This is a genomic window from Burkholderia sp. LMU1-1-1.1 (assembly GCF_040675865.1).
GTDB lineage: Bacteria > Pseudomonadota > Gammaproteobacteria > Burkholderiales > Burkholderiaceae_D > Rugamonas.
This window is the reverse complement of sequence record NZ_JBEGHG010000004.1, coordinates 182,495-200,839: the sequence shown is the minus strand read 5'-3', so window position 1 is coordinate 200,839 and position 18,345 is coordinate 182,495. Positions and strand designations below refer to the sequence as shown.

Genomic DNA, 18,345 nt, shown 5'->3' with positions numbered 1-18,345 from the left:
ATCAGTGACACAACCTGAGGCAATCTTTCTATAACTTCAACGATTGCACAAGCGCCGCTACAGCAGGAACGACCAGTATATCAGACGGACTGGCCCGCCGCCACACCCGATGCCCACGCCCACTGGAAATTGTAGCCGCCCAGCCAGCCGGTCACGTCCACCGCCTCGCCGATGAAGTACAGGCCCGGCACCTTGGTGACCATCATGCTCTGCTGCGACAGTTCGCGGGTATCGACGCCGCCGCGCGTCACTTCGGCCTTTTTGTAGCCTTCCGAACCATTCGGCGTCAGGGTCCACTGGTTGATGGCGGCACCCAGCTTGCGCAGTTGCGCGTCGGGCATGTCCGCCAGGCGGGCGTCCAGCGCGAAACCATGCGCCAGCAGCAAGCCTTCGGCCAGACGCGCTGGCAGCCACTGCGCCAGCACATTGCCCAGCTGCTTCTTGATCGTGCCCTTGCCTTCGATCAGGGTGGCGGCCAGGTCCAGTTCCGGGATCAGGTTGATGACGATGGGCGTGCCCGGTGTCCAGTAGCTGGAAATTTGCAGGATCGCCGGACCGGACAGGCCACGGTGCGTGAACAGCAAGTCCTCGCGGAAGCGCCCGCCGGTCGGGTTGCGGCCCTTGAAGGAACCGGTCTCGACATCGACTTCCAGCGCGATGCCGGCCATTTCCACGAACGGCGCCCAGGCTTGCGGGTCGAAGGTCAGCGGCACCAGCGCCGGACGCGGCTCGACCATGCGCAGTTCGAACTGCTGGGCGATGCGGTAGCCGAAGTCGGTCGCGCCGATCTTCGGGATCGACAGGCCGCCGGTGGCGATCACCACGCTATCGGCTTCGATCGTGCCGCTATCGGTCTGCAGGGCGAAGCCGCCCTCGCCGCCCCGCTCAACGCTCTCGACCTTGCACGGCATCCACCAGTGGACGTCGCCGGCGGCGCATTCGTCCTTGAGCATGTCGATGATCTGTTCGGCCGAGTCGTCGCAGAACAGCTGGCCGCGATGCTTCTCGTGGTAGCCGATGCGGTGCTTCTTGACCAGCGCGACGAAGTCGGCGGCGGTGTAGCGCGACAAGGCGCTCTTGCAGAAGTGGGGATTCTCGGACAGGAAGTTGGCCGGCCCGGCGTTGATGTTGGTGAAGTTGCAGCGCCCGCCGCCGGAGATGCGGATTTTCTCGGCCAGCTTGGTGGCATGGTCGACCAGCACCACGCGCTTGCCGCGCTGGGCCGCCGTCGCCGCGCACATCATGCCGGCCGCGCCCGCGCCGATTACTGCCACATCAAACTTTGCCATTTTGGAATCCAATCAGATAAGGGGCGGTATTGTACGCGAGTCGCGCCGGCCGCCCCCTGCTTCGCCTACTTACTCGATCGGCTCGCTGACCCGTTGGCGCGACTGCAAGGTGCGCGACACCAGCAGGCACTGCGCCACCTGCTCGGCGATCGACGGCGGCACCGGCACGTCGCCGCGCAGCACCGACGCGATCCACTCGGCGGTGGCCGCCGCGCTCTTGTCTTCCGGCAGCAGCGGCAGCTCGCCGACCTGGGTCTGCTTGGGCACCAGGGTCGTGCGCAGGCCGCCGTGGAACCAGTCGATCTGCTGCGCCTTGTTGGCGTTGGCCACCGTTTCACCTTCGGTGCCGCGCATCAGGAAGGCGTCGCCGCGCTCGTGCAGCGCCGACGTGGTGAAGTATTCGCCCAGCATTTCCAGGTATTCGGGGTGGGTGTAGGACACCAGCCGCAGCGCCGGCCCGGCGAACGGCTGCATGATCTTGACCAGCGTGTGGGTCGAATTGCGCACGCCCAGCCGGCGCCGCAGCGACAGCATGTACGCCAGCTTCGGCGCCAGCGCGTCGATGGTGATGAAGGCGACGTGGCCCTTGGCGATCTCCTCCTCCGCCTCGGCGCGGTGCCGCACCGCCGTCACGCCCAGCGCCTCGAACACCTCGGCGCTGGCGACGCGGCCGAGGTCGTGCGCCACGCCGTGCACCAGCACCGGCACGCCTTCGCGCGCCAGCAGCATCGCCAGCAGCGGCGTCAGGTTGGCCATCTTGCGGGCGCCGTTGTAGCTTGGAATACACACCGGCGCGAACTGCCCCGGCGGCGCCGTCAGCGGTGCGAACGAGCCCTCGGCGGCGTCGAGGAAGCCGGCGATCTCCTCCACCGATTCGCCCTTGATGCGCATGGACAGCAAAATGCCGCCCAGCTCCAGGTCGGACACGCGTCCGTCGAGCATGGCTTGATAGAGGTCGTGGGCGTCGTCGCGCGTCATGCTGCGGGCGCCGTTTTTGCCGCGGCCGATCTCCTTGATGAGTCGGGCGGCGAGGAAGGGTTCGGTGTTCGTTATCGTCATGGCACCAAGCTTATACGATTTTGCCGAAATGTGAAAAAACCTTACTGGCGGAACCGGTATTAACTAATTCGGCTACACTATCCATCCCCAGAAAAGAAATATAGTCCAATCATGATTTCCCCAGACATCGAAAATATCAACGTCACCTCGTTCGCGCCGATGCCGTCGCCCGAGGCCCTGCACGGCAAGCTGCCGCTGACCGACAGCGCATCCGAGACCGTCATGAAGGGCCGCGAAGCCCTGCGCAACATCATCGACCGCAAGGACAAGCGCCTGTTCGTGGTGGTCGGCCCGTGCTCGATCCACGACCCGGTCGCCGGGCTGGACTACGCCCGCCGCCTGAAGGCGCTGCAGGCCGAAGTGGCCGACACCATGTTGCTGGTGATGCGCGTGTATTTCGAAAAGCCGCGCACCACCACGGGCTGGAAGGGCTATATCAACGATCCGGACATGGACGACTCGTTCCGCGTCAACGTCGGCATGGAAAAGGCGCGCCAGTTCCTGCTGGACGTCTGCGAGCTGGGCCTGCCGACCGCGACCGAGGCGCTGGACCCGATCTCGCCGCAATACCTGGGCGACCTGATCGCCTGGACCGCGATCGGCGCGCGCACCACCGAATCGCAGACGCACCGCGAGATGTCGTCGGGCCTGTCAACGCCGGTCGGTTTCAAGAACGGCACCGACGGCGACATCAGCATCGCCATCAACGCCATCCTGTCGTCGGCGCATCCGCACTCGTTCCTGGGTATCAATGCGCAAGGCAATGTGTCGATCGTGCGCACGCGCGGCAACGCCTACGGCCACGTGGTGTTGCGCGGCGGCGACGGCCGTCCGAACTACGATTCGGTGTCGATCGCGATCGCCGAGCAAGCGCTGGCCAAGGCCAAGCTGCCGGCCAATCTGGTGGTCGATTGTTCGCATGCCAACAGCTACAAAAAGCCGGAGCTGCAGCCGCTGGTGATGGGCGATGTCATCCATCAAGTCGTGCAAGGCAACCAGTCGCTGGTGGGCGTGATGATCGAATCGAACATCGTCGGCGGCAACCAAAAGATCCCGGCCGATTTGAGCCAGCTGAAGTACGGCTGCTCCGTGACCGACGGCTGCATCGATTGGGAAACCACCGAAAAGATGCTGCGCGAGGCGCATCAACAGTTGTTGAAGCGCCCGTGATGTAGCGCGGGGCCGTCAGCCGAAGGCCATCACCCTGGTGGCCACGCCGAACGATCCCGCCAGCGCCGCCTCGGCCTTGCTGGCCGGGGCGCTCAACTCCTCCAGGTCCAGGTAGACCTTGCAATCCTCGACCTTGACGGAATAGCGCCGCGCGGCGCTCTCGCGTGGCTCGACGTTGACCGTCTCGAGCACGGCGAACACGCTTTCCTCGTCGGTGCGGTACAACGCCACGCCCGGCAACTCCTGCCAAGCCAGTCCACGCGGCACAAGGCGCGCGCCGCTCAGCGGCACATCCTTCACTTTGCAAATCAGCTTCCATTGTCCCGACATAGCGCCCTCCGGCTGTCAACTTACTGTTCCCTCTCTAAGCAAAACTGGTGCCACAGGGCAAATACGTTAAATCCGGGTAAAACCCTGTCCTATTGGCAAACTACGCACCCGGCCGGTGCGGTGCCGGCATCGGCTGGTGCAGCGATGCAAGGTCAACGGGCGCGCTTTCCATTACAATGGCGGATTACACTTTCACCTTGCAGCCCTTTCATGATCGTTCTCGGCGTCGAATCCTCCTGTGACGAAACCGGCCTCGCGCTGTACGACACGCAGCACGGCCTGCTTTCCCACGCCCTGTATTCGCAGGTGACGATGCATGAGGAATACGGCGGCGTGGTGCCGGAACTGGCGTCGCGCGACCACATCCGCCGCGCCATTCCGCTGCTGACGCAGACCCTGGAAGGCGCCGGCAAGTCGCTGGCCGACATCGACGCGATCGCCTATACCCAAGGCCCCGGCCTGGCCGGCGCGCTGCTGGTCGGCTCGTCGGTCGCGTGCAGCCTCGGGCTGGCGCTGGACAAGCCGGTGCTGGGCGTGCACCACCTGGAAGGCCACCTGCTGTCGCCGCTGCTGGCGTCGCAGCCGCCGGAGTTTCCCTTCATCGCGCTGCTGGTGTCGGGCGGCCACACGCAACTGATGCGGGTCGACGGCGTCGGCCAGTACACCCTGCTGGGCGAAACGCTGGACGACGCCGCCGGCGAGGCGTTCGACAAGTCGGCCAAGCTGCTGGGCTTGGGATATCCGGGCGGCCCGGCGATCTCGCGGCTAGCCGAGTTCGGCGATCCGACCGCGTACAAGCTGCCGCGCCCGATGCTGCACACCAAGGATTTCAACTTCAGCTTTTCCGGCCTGAAAACGGCGGTGCTGACGGTCGTGAAGAACCACGACGAGAAAATCATCGCCAATATCTGCGAGCAGGACAAGGCCAACATCGCGCGCGGTTTCGTCGACGCGATCGTGGAGGTGCTGACGGCCAAATGCGTATCGGCGCTCAAGCACACGGGGTTGAAGCGGTTGGTGATTGCCGGCGGGGTCGGGGCCAACTCCCAGCTGCGGGCGTCGCTGAACGAAGCCGCCGCCAAGAAGAAGTTCAAGGTGTACTACCCGGAACTGGAGTTTTGCACCGATAACGGCGCGATGATCGCCTTCGCGGGCGCGATGCGGTTGATGATCAACCCGAACGCGGCCAAACGCGACTATTCGTTCAACGTACGGCCGCGCTGGCCGCTGGACGAGATCAAGGTTGTCTAGGACGAGGCCTGAGCCTTAGCCTTGGGCGAAGGCCATCGAGGCCAGCACGGCCAGACCGACCAGGGGAATCAGGTATTTGCCCTTGGCCTTGCCCAGGGACACGCCACGTGCGGCGATGCGCTCGCTGCGCAGACGGTGTTCGTCCGCCGCCGATTCGTGGACCAGATCCGATTTTGCTTTATCTTCAGTTGCGTTCATAACGTCCTCCTTAAGATTCGATCTTCTTCCTTTCTCAATAGCAATGCAATTGTCGTGCCAAGAAGATTGGACAAAGTTTGTCCTAATCGACCTATTCTAGAGATTTTTGTCTCAAACACACCACACGATACGGCTGGGAAAGCACTAAAACGTGCATTGGCACCAATAGTGTGAGCCGGACATCAAGGCAAGTCATTGAACAGTGATGGGTTCAGTGCTGTGGCGAGAGCAAGTCCTGGCGCGGATAGCCCCAGCCGGGCACGCCCTGCGGACAGGCCGCCGCCGGCACGATATGCAAGGTGGTGAAGTTGCCGCGCGGCGTCAGCGCGAAGCGATAATCCGACAACTCGCCCTTGGTCATGTCCAACCAGGGCGTGCGGCCGAAGCGCAGCCAGGCGTCCACCTGGCAGTTGCTATCCTTCAACGCACGTAGCTGCGCGAGACTCCCCTCCGTCGTCTCGAACTGCATCACCGACGGCGACAGCGCCCGCGCCGATGGCGACTCCACCAGCCCGGCCGGACACGAAAGCGGCGCCAGCCACGTCGGCGCGACGCTCGACACCCCGCGCCGCAAGCGATAACTGCCCGCCGCCTCGTGGCTCTCGACGCTGATATAACTCCAGCACAGCGGCTGCGACGGATACGCGGTCATCACCACATCGAGCACGCGCGACGACGAATCGGCCTGGTACAGCGCCGCGACGATCAGCCGCCGCCCCAGCTGCGAAGCGGCGCCCTGCACCGCGATAAAGCCGACACTGATACCCAGCGCCAGCAGCAGGCCCGCCCTGCCGGTGGCGCCGGCCCGCCACTGCGCCGCCCCGCACGCCAGCGCGATCAGCAACAGCGCGGCCACCGACGGCCCGCCCAGATAGCCTTTCGATGCGAAGAACATCAGCGCCGCGAACAAGCCGGCAAACCCGAGCCAGCGCGCGAAGCGCCAGCGCATGACGAGCGCCATCGGCGTGCCGATCGCCACCCAGAACAGCGGTTCGACGATGAACACCATGTCGCCGAAGAACCAGCGGCCGCTGAACGGATACCACGGATGCACCCCATACGAGTTGGTGTAGTCCATCAACAGATGCAGCGCGAAGCCCGTGGCGATGCTGGCCGCCAGTCCCCAGCGCGCCGTGCGGCTGACCTGGAGCAGCGCCCTCGCCGACGGCCAGCATAACCACAGCAGCGCCGCCAGCAGCAAGGCCTGCGGCAGCGCCAGCAAGGCGGTGTGCGTATGGCCGCGGTGGTGCAGCAGATAGCCCAGCGGATCGGGCAGCAGGCGGGTCAGGAACAGGTCCAGGTCGGGAAAATTGCTGGCCAGCGCGCAGGAGACCAGCAGCAAACGGTGCCGCACGCGCTGCGAAGTCTCGTCCGCTTCGCGCGGCAGGCTGCGGTGTACCAGTTCTCCAACGCCGAAACCGATGATGCTGTGGGTAATATTGTCCATGTATCTATTCGATATCGAGCAGTTGCTGCAACCGGCGCGGGTAGTGGTTGAGGAAGTCGCGCGTGATGGCGAAATGCTCGGTGTCCTCGTAAGCCACTTCGGTGATGCCGCTGCCGTCGAACAACAGTATCTTGGCGTTCGGATAGGACAGCAGGATGGGCGAGTGCGTGGCGATGATGAATTGCGAATCGTCCCGCACCAGTTGATGGATGGCGCTCAGCGCCGCCAATTGGCGGTTGGGCGACAGCGCCGCCTCCGGTTCGTCCAGCAAATATAGGCCATTGCCCCGAAACTTCTCCAGCAGCACGGCCATGAAAGCTTCACCGTGCGAGCGCGCGTGCAGCGATTCCGAGCTGGCCGATGTGCGGCCAAAGATCTCGTCCATGCGGGTGGCGACGTTGTGGAAGCTTTCGGCGCGGAAGAAATACCGGTCGCGCGGCGTCTTGAAGCTCTTTGAAAGGCGCAACGATTGATGCAAAGGCGCCGCCTCCAGCGCGGTGTTGAGGCTGATGTTACGGCTTCCGCCATCGATGCCGAACCCCAGTGCCAGCGCGATCGATTCAAGCATGGTCGATTTGCCGGCGCCGTTCTCGCCGATGAAAAACGTCACATCCGGATGAAAGCTGATCGATTCCAGCTCCCGCACCGACGGCACGTTGTACGGATGCCGATCCCAGTCGACATCGTCGCCAAACTGCGCCGTGATCCTTTGCAGATACGGCTTGGCCGACAACGCCACCGGCTAGCGCTGCACGTCCACGCCGCGCCAGAACGCGATGTGGTCCTTGATCTGCGCCGCCTTTTCCGACGGCTGCGGGTAGTACCAGGCGGCGTTCTCGTTGTCCTTGCCGTCGACGCTGACGGTGTAATAGCTGGCCAGGCCCTTCCACGGGCAGCGGCTGGTGTGGTCGCTGGGCTTCAGGTACTCGGACTTGACAGCCGATGGCGGGAAATAGACGTTGTTCTCGACGATTTCGACTTCGTCGTCGCTCGCTTGCGCGATAACGGCGCCGTTCCAGGTGGCGGTGGGCATCAGGGAATTCCTTTCAGTGTCGTTCAAGGACCGCGCCTTCGACGCGGTTGCGGCCGGCGTGCTTGGCGCGGTACATCGCGGCGTCGGCCTGGCGCAACAGGCTCTCGGCGTCGGCGATTTCCATGTGGTCGAACGCGCCCACGCCGAAGCTGGCCGTCACCGGCAGCGGCCGCGCGCCGGCGTAATGCAGCTGCGCCTCGATCTTGACGCGCAAGGTCTCGGCGAACTTCAACGCCCCTTCCAGCGGCGTGTTGGGCAGGATCACGCACAGTTCCTCGCCGCCGTAGCGGCCGGCGATGTCGATCACGCGCACGCTCTCGCGCAACAGGCGGCCGACGCCGGCCAGCACCTGGTCGCCGGCGGAGTGGCCGTGCTCATCGTTGATGCGCTTGAAGTGGTCCAGATCGATCATCACCGCCGACAGCGGCGAGCGGAAGCGCTTGGCGCGCGCCGCCTCGAAGCGCAGCCGCTGCAGCAGCGAGCGGCGGTTGTGCAGGCCGGTCAGCTCGTCGGTGGTGGCCAGCAGCTCGAGCTCGCGCACGGCGTCGCCCAGGGTGCGTTCGCTGGCCCGCAATTCGATCAGCGCCATCACCTGGCGCCCCAGCCGCGCCAGGATCGAGCGCTGCTCCGCGTCCAGGCCGCCCGGCTTGGTGTCCATCACGCACAAGGTGCCTATGGCGAAGCCGTCCGACGACGTCAGCGCCACGCTGCTGTACATGCGCATGTGCGGCGCGTTGACGGTCAGCGCCATGCGCGCGGTGCGGCAGTCCTCGGTCAGGTCGGGAATCTCGGTGGCGGCCTCGCCCAGCACCGCCAGCGAGCAGTAGCTCTCGCCGCGCGGCAGCTCGCCCATATGCATGCCGGCGCAGGATTTGATCCACACCCGGTCGGCGTCGACCAGCGACACGAAGGCGTAGGGGACGTTGCAGATGCGCGCGGCCAGCTCGGTGAGGAAGCTGAAGTCTTCGCAGGCGGGGGTGTCGAGGATGTCGTAGCGGTGCAGCGCGGCCAACCGGAACTGGTCGGCTGGCGGGCGGGAGGTGGTCAGCGTGTGTACGTTGTCTGCGGCCAGCATAGGGTCCCCGAATAGCGACGTGGTTTTATTATAAGTGGATGCTGCCAATTAATTTTATAACAAAACCACGAGTCAGGGACGGCCTCCCGGCCGTTGACCCGCATATTTTTTAGGATTGTGACATGATCTCGCGCAGCGCCTTTTCGAACACGGCGGCCGGCTGGCCGCCAGAGATCAAATGGCGTTCGTTGATGATCACGGCCGGCACCGAGTTGATGCCGTGGCGCTGGAAGAACTGCTCGCGCTCGCGCACCTCGGCGGCATAGCGGTCCGACTGCAGCACCTCGGCGGCGACGGCCGTGTCCAGGCCCACCTCGCCGGCCACGCGCAGCAGCACCTCGTGCGAGCTGGGATCCTCGCCCAAGGTGAAGTAGGCGGCGAACAGCGCCTCCTTCAGCGCGCGCTGCTTGCCTTCGCCCTCCCCCTCGGCCCAATGCAGCAGGCGGTGGGCGTCGAAGGTGTTGTAGATGCGGCTACGCTTGTGCATGGCGAAATCGAAGCCCACCTCGGCGCCGCGCGCGCGGATCATGTTGCGCGCCTGGTCCTGCTGCTCCGGGGTGGAGCCGTATTTCTCGGTCAGGTGCTCGTCGATGTTCTGGCCTTCGGGGGCCATTTTGGGATTGAGTTCGAACGGCTGGAAATGCAGGCTGACGTCGGCCTCGTCGCCGATGCTGTCCAGCGCTTGTTCCAGCGACTTGAGGCCGATCGCGCACCACGGGCAGGAAACGTCGGAGACGAAATCGATTTTGACGGGAGTGCTCATGCGGGGACCTTTGCTGAAAGTGATAAGTCAGCATATAGCGGCGCTCGTCCCGAATTCAAGCGCCGGGCCCTCGAAGACTTTATTTTTTGGCCTTGACGGCGTCTTTGCTCTTGCTGCCGATGCGGCTTTCCTTGCCTGCGATCAAGTTCGAGATGTTGTTACGATGACGGAAAATCAACAACACGCACATGATGAACACGGCGGCCAGTTGCGGATCGAAGCCGAACAGCAAGCCGTAATAGAACGGCGCGAACAGCGCCGCCACCAGCGCCGCCAGCGACGAGTAGCGGAATGCGAACGCCACCGCCAGCCAGGTCACGAAGGTCGCCAGGCCCAGCCACGGGTTCAGGCCCAGCAGCACGCCCAGCGCGGTCGCCACGCCCTTGCCGCCGACAAAGCGGAAGAACACCGGCCACAGGTGGCCCAGAAACACCGCGATCGCCACCAACGCGATGGTGGCGTCGCCGATCTGCAACTGTTGATCAAAACGCATCGCCAGCCAGACCGCCAGCCAGCCCTTGGCGCCGTCGCCGATCAGGGTGACGACGGCCGCCGCCTTGTTACCGCTGCGCAAGACGTTGGTGGCGCCGGGGTTTTTGGAACCGTAGGTGCGGGGATCGGCGATGCCGAACAACTTGCTCGTAATCACGGCAAACGAGATCGAGCCCAGCAGATAAGCGGCCACGGTCATCCAAACTGTATTCATTGTTTCCTCAAAAAGTGTGACGTCCCCACTGGGGAGCCAAGAATATACACTGCCAGCGCTCAGTCGGCCAGAGCGCAGTGGACGGGCTTGGCCCCCAGCAGGTCGACCAGCACTTGCGGCGCGATGCCGACCAGGTATCCCTTCCTGCCGCCATTGATATAAATGGTTTCCAGCGCAAGGATGCTATCCTCGACATACACCGGCAGCGCCTTGCGGGTGCCGAACGGCGACGTGCCGCCGATCTGGTAGCCGCTGTGGCGCGTGGCCACGTCCGGCTTGCAGGGCTCGACCGACTTGCAGCCGATGCCGCGCGCCAGGTTCTTGGTCGACACCTTGCAGTCGCCGTGCATCAGCACGATCAAGGGTTTGGCGGCTTCGTCCTGCATCACCAGGGTCTTGACGACGTGGTGTTCGTCCACGCCCAGCTCGCGCGAGGACACGCTGGTGCCGCCGTGCTCCTCGTAGTCGTAGGGATGCTCGGTGAAAGGGACCTTGTGCTTGCGCAGAAACTGCGTCGCCGGGGTCTCGGAGATGTGCTCTTTTTTGGCCATGCGTGATACGCTGTTCGTGAAGGTTGTCGTCTACAGGAGTTTCTCATTATGCAGCAGGAAATTCGCTTTGCCACTTTCAATGTTTGCAATCTTTCCCAGCCTGGGGCGAAATTGTACGACAACTTGGCGCCGCTCACGCCGGCCGAATACCAGGCCAAGGTGCTGTGGACTGCCCAGCAGCTCGACCAGCTCGACGCCGACGTCATCGGTTTGCAGGAAGTGTTTTCGATGGCCGCGCTGCGCGACGTGCTGGCCAACAGCCGCCGCTACCGCGAGGCGTCGCTGTCGGGCTTCGATCCGGCGCCCGATCCGCTGACCGGCGAGCCACGCCTGACGCCGCAGGTGGCGCTGATCTCGCGCCTGCCGCTGGCGGCGCCGGCCCACGCCTACCAGCTGTTCCCCGACGGTGTCGCCATGCCCGAGGGCAACCGCGACGCCGACCGCTTCGCCCGCGCGCCGCTGCACGCGCAGGTGGTGCTGCCCGACGAGCGCGTCATCGACGTGCTGGTGATCCACCTCAAATCCAAGCGTCCCGACTACCGCCACGGCGACCCCGGCGACGAGGCCATGCTGTACGCGCACGCCAACCTGCGCTCGTTGATACGGCGCGGCACCGAGGCGGTGGCGCTGCGCGCGCTGCTGAGCCAGATGGACCGCGACGGCCGCCGCCCGCGCATCGTGCTGGGCGACTTCAACGACACCGCCGACGCCGTCACCACCACCATCGTCATGGGGTCGGGCTGCGTGGGGCTGGCCGACGAGGAGCTGAGCGGACGGCTGTTCGACAGCAACCAGATCCAGCGCGGCCGCGACCGTTTGCGCCATGTCGGCTACACCAACATCCACGAGGGCCATTACATGACCATCGACCATGTGCTGGTGTCGGAGGAATTCAATCCGGCGTCGCGTTTCGCGGTGGGCGAGGTGATGGACGTGACGTATCTGAACGACCACCTGTTGCAGGCCAAGCCGGAGGCGTCGGACCACGGGCAGGTGGTGGTGCGGGTGCGCATGTATGACGAGCGCCGGGGCCGCGAGCGGACGACGGAGATGTGATCAGCCGTCGCCGCCATCCAGCAAGCCGCCCAAGCCGTCCAGGCTGCCGCCGTGGCGGGCGTGGCGCCCCTGATACTGGTCGCAGCCGTGTTCGCGCAGGAACCGCAGCTGCGCCTCGGTCTGCACGCCCTCGGCCAGCACCGTCAACCCCAGGCTGTGCGCCATCGCGATGATGGCGTTGACCACCGGCGCGTGCACCACCGCGTCGCCATCACCTTCGCCGATGCCGCTGACGAACGATAAATCGATCTTCAGCTTGTCCAGCGGATATTCCTTCAAATGCCCGACCCGCGTGTAGCCGGTGCCGAAGTCGTCCAGCGCCAGCCGCACGCCCAGCGCCCGCAGCGCGCCCAGGGTGGCGGCCGCGCCGGCGCTGTGCTTCATCAGCATGGCCTCGGTCAGCTCCAGCTGCAGCAGCGCCGGCGGCAGGCCGGACGCCTCCAGCGCCGCGCGCACCTTGTCGACCAGGTTCTTTTGCAAAAACTGCGTCTGCGATAAATTGACGCCCACCACCAGCGGATGGCCGGCGTCGCGCCAGCGCCGTCCCGCCAGGCAGGCTTGCTCCAGCACCCACTCGCCGATCCGCACCATCAGCCCGCTGTCCTCGGCGACGCCGATAAAGCGCTCGGGCCGCAGCAGGCCCAGGGTCGGATGGCGCCAGCGTATCAACGCCTCGGCCCCCAGCGGCTTGCCGCTGGCGATGTCGACCTCGGCCTCGTACTCCAGCGTGAATTGCCGGTCGGTCAGCGCGCGCCGCAGCTCGTTCTCGAACGCCACGCGCTCGGCGATCTGCGCGTTCATTTCCGGACTGAAGAACTGGTAGCCGTTCCTGCCGCTTTCCTTGACGTGGTACATCGCCAGATCGGCGTTTTTCATCAGGGTCTCGATGTCGGCGCCGTCGCCGGGAAAGATGCTGACGCCGATCGACGTGCTCACGTGCAGCCGGTGCGGTTCCAGCACGAACTCCTGGGCGATGGCCTGCTGGATGGTGGCCGCCACGTGCGCCGCCTGCTCGATGCCGCCGATGTCGGCCAGGATGACGACGAACTCGTCGCCGCCCTGGCGGCTGACCGTGTCGACCCCGCGCACGCACTTGACCAGCCGCGCCGCCACCTCCTTGAGCAGCAGGTCGCCGACATGGTGGCCGAGCGTGTCGTTGATGTACTTGAAGCGGTCCAGGTCGAGGAACAGGATGGCGGCCATGCGGTGGTTGCGCCGGGCCGCCGCCAGCGCCAGGCTCATGCGGTCGAACAACAGCACGCGGTTCGGCAGGTCGGTCAGGAAATCGTGCTCGGCCAGATGGCGGGTGCGCGCCTCGGTGCGGCGGCGGTCGGCCAGGTCGGACATCAGCGCCAGGTACATCGTCAGTTGCTCGTTGCGGCGCTCGGAAATATCGCGGATCGCCGTGTACAGCAGCGCCCCGTCCTCGTGCGCAACGGCGGTCATCAGTATCTCGGCCCAGAACTGGCGGCCCCGGCGGCCGACGCAGCACCATTCGAAGCGGTGGTTGCCGTCGCCGTGCGCGCGCGCCGCCCGCTCGCGCAGCAGCGGCGCCGACAGCGCGCCCTCGGCCTGTTGCAGCGGCGAGAAATCGGCCAGCTCCTGGCCGAGCATGTCCGCCGGATCGTCGCATTCGAACATGGCCAGCGCGGCCGGATTGGCGCCGACGACGCGCCCGTCACGCATCAGCACGACGGCGTCACTGGTGTTTTCGTACATCAGGTGGAAGTCGACTGACACATGGCCCTCTTTTGGCGTTCGCGCCTTCGCAGGCCTTCGCCATTCTTGCGCCTGCGGCGGAAGCGCCATTGACTTGTCTCAAACACGCTTGATCCCGGTTTTAAGCATTTCAGCCGCGCTTTTGCGCCACTCGTCGCATTTCGATGGCGATCGCCCTTGCAAATTCATAAAGTGCCAACATGCGCGGTCCCTCCGGCGCCACAACATTCGCAGAAGAACGATATGAAAATTGAAACCTTGCCCCCCGCCTCCATGCCTACCGTGCGTAACAAAAGCTGGCGCAAGCCGGTCGCCGTCCTGATCGTGCTGGGCCTGGCGGCCGGCGGCTGGACCGTCATGCGCGGCAACCAGGGCGCGACGACGCCTCCGGCGGCGCAGGCCGAGGGCAAGAAAGAGAAGAAACAGGAAGTCTTCGAACTGGCCAGCGGCGACGTCGCGGCCATCGATGCCAGATCATTGGCGGTCAGCTTGCCCTTATCCGGCTCGCTGGCGCCCCTGAGTTCGGCCACCATCAAGTCCAAGATCTCGGGCGTGGTGGAGGCCACCACGGTGCAGGAAGGCATGGCCGTCAGCGCCGGCCAGGTGCTGGCGCGCATCGACCAGGCCGACCTGCGCGCGCGCCTGCAACAGCAGCAGGCCATGCTCGACGAAGCCCAGGCCAAGCTGTCGATGGCGACCAAGAACGAAGCCAACAGCCAGGCATTGCTGTCGCAAAAATACATCTCGCAAAACGCCTTCGACTCGACGCAGAACACGGTCGCGCTGGCGCGCGCCAACGTCAAGTCGGCCGCCGCGATGGTCGAGATCGCCCGTATCGCGCTCAACGACGGCATCATCAAGGCGCCGATCAGCGGCGTGGTCAGCAAACGCCATGTGCAGGCCGGCGAGAAGCTGGCGCCGGACATGCCGATCTACAGCATCGTCAACCTGTCGGAACTGACCTTGGAGGCGCAGGTGCCGGCGTCCGAAATCCCGCGCGTGAAGGTGGGCCAGGACGTGCGCTTCAAGGTCGACGGTTTCCAGAAACGCGAGTTCGAGGGCAAGGTGGCGCGCATCAATCCGGCCACCGAGGCCGGTTCGCGCTCGATGCTGGTCTACATCGCCGTGCGCAACGACGACGGCGCGCTGCGCGCCGGCATGTTCGCCAAGGGCAGCATCGTCACCGACCGCTCGGGCGTCGCGCCCATCGTGCCGATGACGGCGCTGCGCGACGACCAGGGCAAGCAGGTGGTCTACAAGATCGAGAACGGCAAGGTGGTGGCGCAGCCGGTCACCCTGGGCTTGCGCAACGACGACGAGGGCTACGCCGAGGTCACCGACGGCCTCGACAAGGGCGCCAACGTCATCGTCTCCAAACTCAACGCCGTCAAGCCGGGCGCGCAGGTCAAGCTGCCCGCGACCGCCACCCCGACCGGGGGGGCAACCTTGGCCAAAGCGGCCATGCTGGCGAAGGGCTAACCATGTGGATCACTAAAACCAGTATCCAGAACCCGGTGTTCGCCACCATGGTGATGGTGGCGCTCGTGGTGCTGGGCATGTTCTCGTACCGCGAACTGGGCATGGAAGCGATGCCCAACGTCGACATTCCCGGCGCGATGATCGAGGTCAATTATCCGGGCGCGTCGCCGGAGGCGGTCGAGAACGACATCACGCGGCCGATCGAGGAAGTGGTCAACACCGTCAGCGGCATCAAGACCCTGCGCGCCAACTCGTGGGAGGGACGCGGCGCCGTCTACGTCGATTTCGAGCTGTCGACCAATATGGACAAGGCGATGCAGGACATCCGCGACAAGGTCGCGCAGGTGCGCCCGCGCTTCCCCAAGGAAGCGAAGGACCCGTTCATCGTCCGCTTCGAGGGCGAGAACAGCCGCCCCATCGCCCAGATCGGCCTGACCGCTACCGCCCACACCCTGCGCGAATTGTCGACCATGGCCGACCAGGTCATCGGCAAGCGCTTCCAGGGCGTGGCCGGCGTCGGCCAAGTGCGCCTGAACGGCATGGCCGCGCGCCAGATCCTGATCAGCCTGCGTCCCAACGACCTGACCGCGCAAGCCATCGGCGTCGACGAGGTCATCGCCGCGATCCAGGCCACCAACACCAACCTGCCGGCCGGCTCGATCAGCTTCGCCGGCAACGAGCAGCTGGTGCGCGTCGAAAACAAGATGAAGGAGGCGCGCGACTTCAACAAGATCATCGTCGCCCGCCGCGCCAACGGCCCGGTCTACCTGGAACAGGTGGCGACCGTGATCGACGGCGCCCAGGAAGAGATGTCGATCTCACGCCTGAGCGGCCAGCGCGCCGTCACCATCGACATCACCAAGGTGCAGGACGCCAACGTGGTCGAGGTCGGCACGCGCATCCAGAAGGTGGTCGCCGAGCTGCAGAAATCGCTACCGTCGGACATCACCTTAACCCTGCTCAACGACGAATCGGTCAAGGTGAAAAGCCAGCTCGACAACGTCAAGCGCACCATCATCGAAGGCGCCGTGCTGACGATGGTCATCGTGTTCTTCTTCCTGCACTCGTGGCGCTCGACCATCATCACCGGACTGACGTTGCCGATCTCGGTCATGGCCAGCTTCATCGCGATGAAGGTGTTCGGCTTCACCCTGAACTTCCTGACCCTGATGGCACTGTCGCTGTGCATCGGCCTGCTGATCGACGACGCCATCGTGGTGCGCGAGAACATCGTGCGCCACCTCGGCATGGGCAAGAACCACCGCAAGGCGGCCGAGGACGGCACCAACGAGATCGGCCTGGCCGTCATGGCCACCACCTTCGCCATCGTCGCCGTGTTCATTCCGGTGGCCTTCATGCAGGGCATCATCGGCCGCTTCTTCCTGCAGTTCGGCATCACCGTCGCGGTGGCGGTGATGGTGTCGCTGTTCGTCAGCTTCACGCTCGACCCGATGCTGTCGTCGGTGTGGCCCGATCCGGTCAAGGACCGCTTCAAGTACGTGCCGTGGCTGGGCCGCCTGATGCACTGGCTCGAAGGCGGCGTCGACCGGCTGCACGTGGTGTACGGAAAAATCCTGGGCCTGGCGCTGCGCTGGCGCAAGCTGACCCTGGCGTTCGCCTTCGCGCTGTTCGCCGGCAGCCTGATGCTGGTGCCGATGATCGGCGGCGAGATGATGCCGGAGCAGGACAACGGCTGGGTCAACCTGCAGATGAAGACGCCGGTCGGCTCCAGCCTGGAATACAACGACAACAAGGTGCAACAGGTCGAGGCGGCGCTCAAGGAGTTCCCCGAGATCGCCAGCGTCATCGCCGTCGTCGGCACCGAGGACGGCCGCAACACCGCCCGCATCGACATGAAACTGGTCGACCGCAAGACCCACAAGCGGCCGTCGCAAAAAGTCATGGAAGGCAAGATCCGCGAACGCCTGGGCAAGATCGCCGGCATCACGATGTCGGTCGGCTGGAAGCCGATCTTCATCGCCATCCTCGGCACCGACGAAGGCAAGCTCGACACCGTGGCGCACCGCCTGATGGACAAGATGCGTCCGATCAAGGGCCTGGTCGACCTGGAATACAGCCAGGAAGGCGCCAACCCGTCGACCACGGTCAAGATCAACAACGAGCTGGCCAGCGACCTGGGCCTGACGGTGCAGCAGATCGGCACCGCGCTGCGCCCGTTCGTGGCCGGCGACACCACCAGCCACTTCCTCGCCTCCGACGGCCAGAACTACGACGTCAACGTGCAGCTGCCCAAGTCGGGCCGGCAAAAGGTGGCCGACCTGGCCGACCTGTCGCTGGCGTCGAGCAAGCTGGGTCCCGATGGCCGTCCGGTGATGGTGCCGCTGCGCCAGGTGGTCGACTTCGTGCCGTCGTTCAGCCCGCAGGTGCTCAAGCGCCAGGCGCTGCAGCGCCGGGTGGCGATCTACGCCAACACCGAGGGCCGTCCCGGCGGCGACGTCGACGGCGACGTGCGCAAGGCGATGAAGGAGATCGATCTGCCGGACGGCGTGCGCTTCGACGTCGGCGGCAACGCGCAGGAGATGGAAGAAAGCATGACCTCGGCCATGATCGCGCTCGGCATCGCGGTGATCTTCATCTACCTGGTGCTGGCGTCGCAGTTCGGCAGCTTCCTGCAGCCGGTGGCCATCATGATGTCCTTACCGCTGTCGCTGATCGGCGTGCTGGTGGCGCTGCTGGCGACGGGCAGCACCCTGAATATCTTCTCGGTGATCGGCTTCATCATGCTGATGGGGCTGGTGACCAAGAACGCGATTTTGCTGGTGGACTTCACCAACCAGGCGCAGCGCGAGGGTATGGGGCAGTTCGAGGCCATAATGAGCGCCGGCCAGGTGCGGCTGCGGCCGATTTTGATGACGACGCTGGCGATGGTGTTCGGCATGCTGCCGATGGCGATCGGCCTGGGCGAAGGCGGCGAGACGCAGGCGCCGATGGGCCGCGCGGTGATCGGCGGGGTGATCACGTCGACCATTTTGACGTTGGTGGTGGTGCCGGTGGCGTACACGTATCTGGACAACCTCGGCAAGCGCTGCGTGCGGTACTTCAAGCGCAGGCAGCACGAGGAACATGAGGAAACCATCGAGCACCTGCACGTGGTCCGTAGGGCGGATTAGCGCAGCGTAACCGGCCACGAGCCGCCGACGGCGCATGCATGGCCGATTACGCGCGTCGCGCTAATCCGCCCTACGTGGAACCGTGGTC

Annotated in this window: 17 protein-coding genes; 5 read left to right on the top strand and 12 right to left on the bottom strand. The window is 65.0% G+C overall.

All coding sequences use genetic code 11. The features are described from left to right. Nucleotides 1–80: 80 nt before the first annotated feature. Together MRBLMU1_RS05685 and ybiB are read right to left on the bottom strand one after the other, a co-directional pair. Nucleotides 81–1,289, bottom strand: a complete 1,209-nt coding sequence (locus tag MRBLMU1_RS05685) for an NAD(P)/FAD-dependent oxidoreductase (RefSeq protein ID WP_363498295.1) — start codon at nt 1,287–1,289, stop codon at nt 81–83. A 69-nt stretch (nt 1,290–1,358) separates the two neighbouring features. After that, nucleotides 1,359–2,348, bottom strand: coding sequence for a DNA-binding protein YbiB (gene ybiB, locus MRBLMU1_RS05680; RefSeq protein ID WP_363498292.1), 990 nt, complete (start codon nt 2,346–2,348; stop codon nt 1,359–1,361). Nucleotides 2,349–2,459: 111 nt separating this feature from the next. On the opposite strand from ybiB, the gene MRBLMU1_RS05675 reads away from it, so the two are divergent. Further along, complete coding sequence (locus MRBLMU1_RS05675; protein ID WP_363498289.1) at nt 2,460–3,518, top strand: 3-deoxy-7-phosphoheptulonate synthase; 1,059 nt, start codon at nt 2,460–2,462, stop codon at nt 3,516–3,518. Nucleotides 3,519–3,533: 15 nt separating this feature from the next. Here MRBLMU1_RS05675 and MRBLMU1_RS05670 read toward each other — a convergent pair whose 3' ends face one another. Then, nucleotides 3,534–3,848, bottom strand: coding sequence for a hypothetical protein (locus tag MRBLMU1_RS05670; RefSeq protein ID WP_363498286.1), 315 nt, complete (start codon nt 3,846–3,848; stop codon nt 3,534–3,536). Nucleotides 3,849–4,058: 210 nt separating this feature from the next. Here MRBLMU1_RS05670 and tsaD point away from each other — a divergent pair, with 210 nt between their 5' ends. Then, nucleotides 4,059–5,099: a tRNA (adenosine(37)-N6)-threonylcarbamoyltransferase complex transferase subunit TsaD gene (tsaD, locus tag MRBLMU1_RS05665; protein ID WP_363498283.1), complete on the top strand. Its 1,041-nt coding sequence runs from the start codon at nt 4,059–4,061 to the stop codon at nt 5,097–5,099. A gap of 15 nt (nt 5,100–5,114) precedes the next feature. On the opposite strand, the gene MRBLMU1_RS05660 is transcribed toward tsaD, so the two are convergent. The 8 genes from MRBLMU1_RS05660 to MRBLMU1_RS05625 all read right to left on the bottom strand — a co-directional run bounded on the left by MRBLMU1_RS05660 (nt 5,115) and on the right by MRBLMU1_RS05625 (nt 10,872). Then, the gene (locus MRBLMU1_RS05660; protein ID WP_363498280.1) at nt 5,115–5,297 is read right to left on the bottom strand and encodes a hypothetical protein; all 183 of its coding nucleotides are present in this window, start codon (nt 5,295–5,297) and stop codon (nt 5,115–5,117) included. Between the two features lie 211 nt (nt 5,298–5,508). Continuing rightward, nucleotides 5,509–6,744 carry a metal-dependent hydrolase gene (locus MRBLMU1_RS05655; RefSeq protein ID WP_363498278.1) on the bottom strand — a complete coding sequence of 412 codons (1,236 nt, stop codon included), beginning with the start codon at nt 6,742–6,744 and terminating at the stop codon, nt 5,509–5,511. A 4-nt stretch (nt 6,745–6,748) separates the two neighbouring features. Further along, nucleotides 6,749–7,483 (bottom strand): AAA family ATPase, encoded by a 735-nt coding sequence (locus MRBLMU1_RS05650; RefSeq protein ID WP_363498275.1) that lies wholly within the window; start codon nt 7,481–7,483, stop codon nt 6,749–6,751. A gap of 3 nt (nt 7,484–7,486) precedes the next feature. Then, entirely contained in the window at nt 7,487–7,777 is a 291-nt protein-coding gene (locus tag MRBLMU1_RS05645) for a DUF427 domain-containing protein (RefSeq protein WP_363498272.1), read from the bottom strand. 13 nt (nt 7,778–7,790) lie between these two features. Beyond that, nucleotides 7,791–8,852, bottom strand: a complete 1,062-nt coding sequence (locus MRBLMU1_RS05640) for a sensor domain-containing diguanylate cyclase (protein WP_363498269.1) — start codon at nt 8,850–8,852, stop codon at nt 7,791–7,793. A 109-nt stretch (nt 8,853–8,961) separates the two neighbouring features. Further along, on the bottom strand, nt 8,962–9,615 hold the full coding sequence (locus tag MRBLMU1_RS05635; protein ID WP_363498266.1) for a DsbA family oxidoreductase: 654 nt from the start codon (nt 9,613–9,615) through the stop codon (nt 8,962–8,964). Between the two features lie 79 nt (nt 9,616–9,694). Further along, nucleotides 9,695–10,321, bottom strand: a complete 627-nt coding sequence (gene plsY, locus MRBLMU1_RS05630) for a glycerol-3-phosphate 1-O-acyltransferase PlsY (protein ID WP_363498263.1) — start codon at nt 10,319–10,321, stop codon at nt 9,695–9,697. Between the two features lie 59 nt (nt 10,322–10,380). Next, nucleotides 10,381–10,872: an aminoacyl-tRNA deacylase gene (locus tag MRBLMU1_RS05625; protein WP_315213853.1), complete on the bottom strand. Its 492-nt coding sequence runs from the start codon at nt 10,870–10,872 to the stop codon at nt 10,381–10,383. A gap of 48 nt (nt 10,873–10,920) precedes the next feature. Between MRBLMU1_RS05625 and MRBLMU1_RS05620 the strand changes: the two genes are divergently transcribed. Continuing rightward, nucleotides 10,921–11,928, top strand: a complete 1,008-nt coding sequence (locus tag MRBLMU1_RS05620) for an endonuclease/exonuclease/phosphatase family protein (protein WP_363498259.1) — start codon at nt 10,921–10,923, stop codon at nt 11,926–11,928. Here MRBLMU1_RS05620 and MRBLMU1_RS05615 read toward each other — a convergent pair whose 3' ends face one another. After that, nucleotides 11,929–13,668 carry a putative bifunctional diguanylate cyclase/phosphodiesterase gene (locus MRBLMU1_RS05615; RefSeq protein WP_363498256.1) on the bottom strand — a complete coding sequence of 580 codons (1,740 nt, stop codon included), beginning with the start codon at nt 13,666–13,668 and terminating at the stop codon, nt 11,929–11,931. Nucleotides 13,669–13,890: 222 nt separating this feature from the next. On the opposite strand from MRBLMU1_RS05615, the gene MRBLMU1_RS05610 reads away from it, so the two are divergent. Together MRBLMU1_RS05610 and MRBLMU1_RS05605 are read left to right on the top strand one after the other, a co-directional pair. Beyond that, nucleotides 13,891–15,126: an efflux RND transporter periplasmic adaptor subunit gene (locus MRBLMU1_RS05610; RefSeq protein ID WP_363498253.1), complete on the top strand. Its 1,236-nt coding sequence runs from the start codon at nt 13,891–13,893 to the stop codon at nt 15,124–15,126. Between the two features lie 2 nt (nt 15,127–15,128). Continuing rightward, nucleotides 15,129–18,257 carry an efflux RND transporter permease subunit gene (locus MRBLMU1_RS05605; protein ID WP_363498250.1) on the top strand — a complete coding sequence of 1,043 codons (3,129 nt, stop codon included), beginning with the start codon at nt 15,129–15,131 and terminating at the stop codon, nt 18,255–18,257. Nucleotides 18,258–18,345: the final 88 nt, after the last annotated feature.

Excerpts from the sequence above, each read along its gene's own strand:
- MRBLMU1_RS05620 (WP_363498259.1), top strand. The coding sequence starts at position 10,921 with ATGCAGCAGGAAATTCGCTTTGCCACTTTCAATGTTTGCAATCTTTCC.
- MRBLMU1_RS05655 (WP_363498278.1), bottom strand. The coding sequence starts at position 6,744 with ATGGACAATATTACCCACAGCATCATCGGTTTCGGCGTTGGAGAACTG.
- MRBLMU1_RS05605 (WP_363498250.1), top strand. The coding sequence starts at position 15,129 with ATGTGGATCACTAAAACCAGTATCCAGAACCCGGTGTTCGCCACCATG.
- MRBLMU1_RS05685 (WP_363498295.1), bottom strand. The coding sequence starts at position 1,289 with ATGGCAAAGTTTGATGTGGCAGTAATCGGCGCGGGCGCGGCCGGCATG.
- MRBLMU1_RS05635 (WP_363498266.1), bottom strand. The coding sequence starts at position 9,615 with ATGAGCACTCCCGTCAAAATCGATTTCGTCTCCGACGTTTCCTGCCCG.
- MRBLMU1_RS05645 (WP_363498272.1), bottom strand. The coding sequence starts at position 7,777 with ATGCCCACCGCCACCTGGAACGGCGCCGTTATCGCGCAAGCGAGCGAC.
- MRBLMU1_RS05675 (WP_363498289.1), top strand. The coding sequence starts at position 2,460 with ATGATTTCCCCAGACATCGAAAATATCAACGTCACCTCGTTCGCGCCG.
- MRBLMU1_RS05625 (WP_315213853.1), bottom strand. The coding sequence starts at position 10,872 with ATGGCCAAAAAAGAGCACATCTCCGAGACCCCGGCGACGCAGTTTCTG.
- ybiB (WP_363498292.1), bottom strand. The coding sequence starts at position 2,348 with ATGACGATAACGAACACCGAACCCTTCCTCGCCGCCCGACTCATCAAG.
- MRBLMU1_RS05640 (WP_363498269.1), bottom strand. The coding sequence starts at position 8,852 with ATGCTGGCCGCAGACAACGTACACACGCTGACCACCTCCCGCCCGCCA.
- MRBLMU1_RS05610 (WP_363498253.1), top strand. The coding sequence starts at position 13,891 with ATGAAAATTGAAACCTTGCCCCCCGCCTCCATGCCTACCGTGCGTAAC.
- tsaD (WP_363498283.1), top strand. The coding sequence starts at position 4,059 with ATGATCGTTCTCGGCGTCGAATCCTCCTGTGACGAAACCGGCCTCGCG.
- plsY (WP_363498263.1), bottom strand. The coding sequence starts at position 10,321 with ATGAATACAGTTTGGATGACCGTGGCCGCTTATCTGCTGGGCTCGATC.
- MRBLMU1_RS05660 (WP_363498280.1), bottom strand. The coding sequence starts at position 5,297 with ATGAACGCAACTGAAGATAAAGCAAAATCGGATCTGGTCCACGAATCG.
- MRBLMU1_RS05670 (WP_363498286.1), bottom strand. The coding sequence starts at position 3,848 with ATGTCGGGACAATGGAAGCTGATTTGCAAAGTGAAGGATGTGCCGCTG.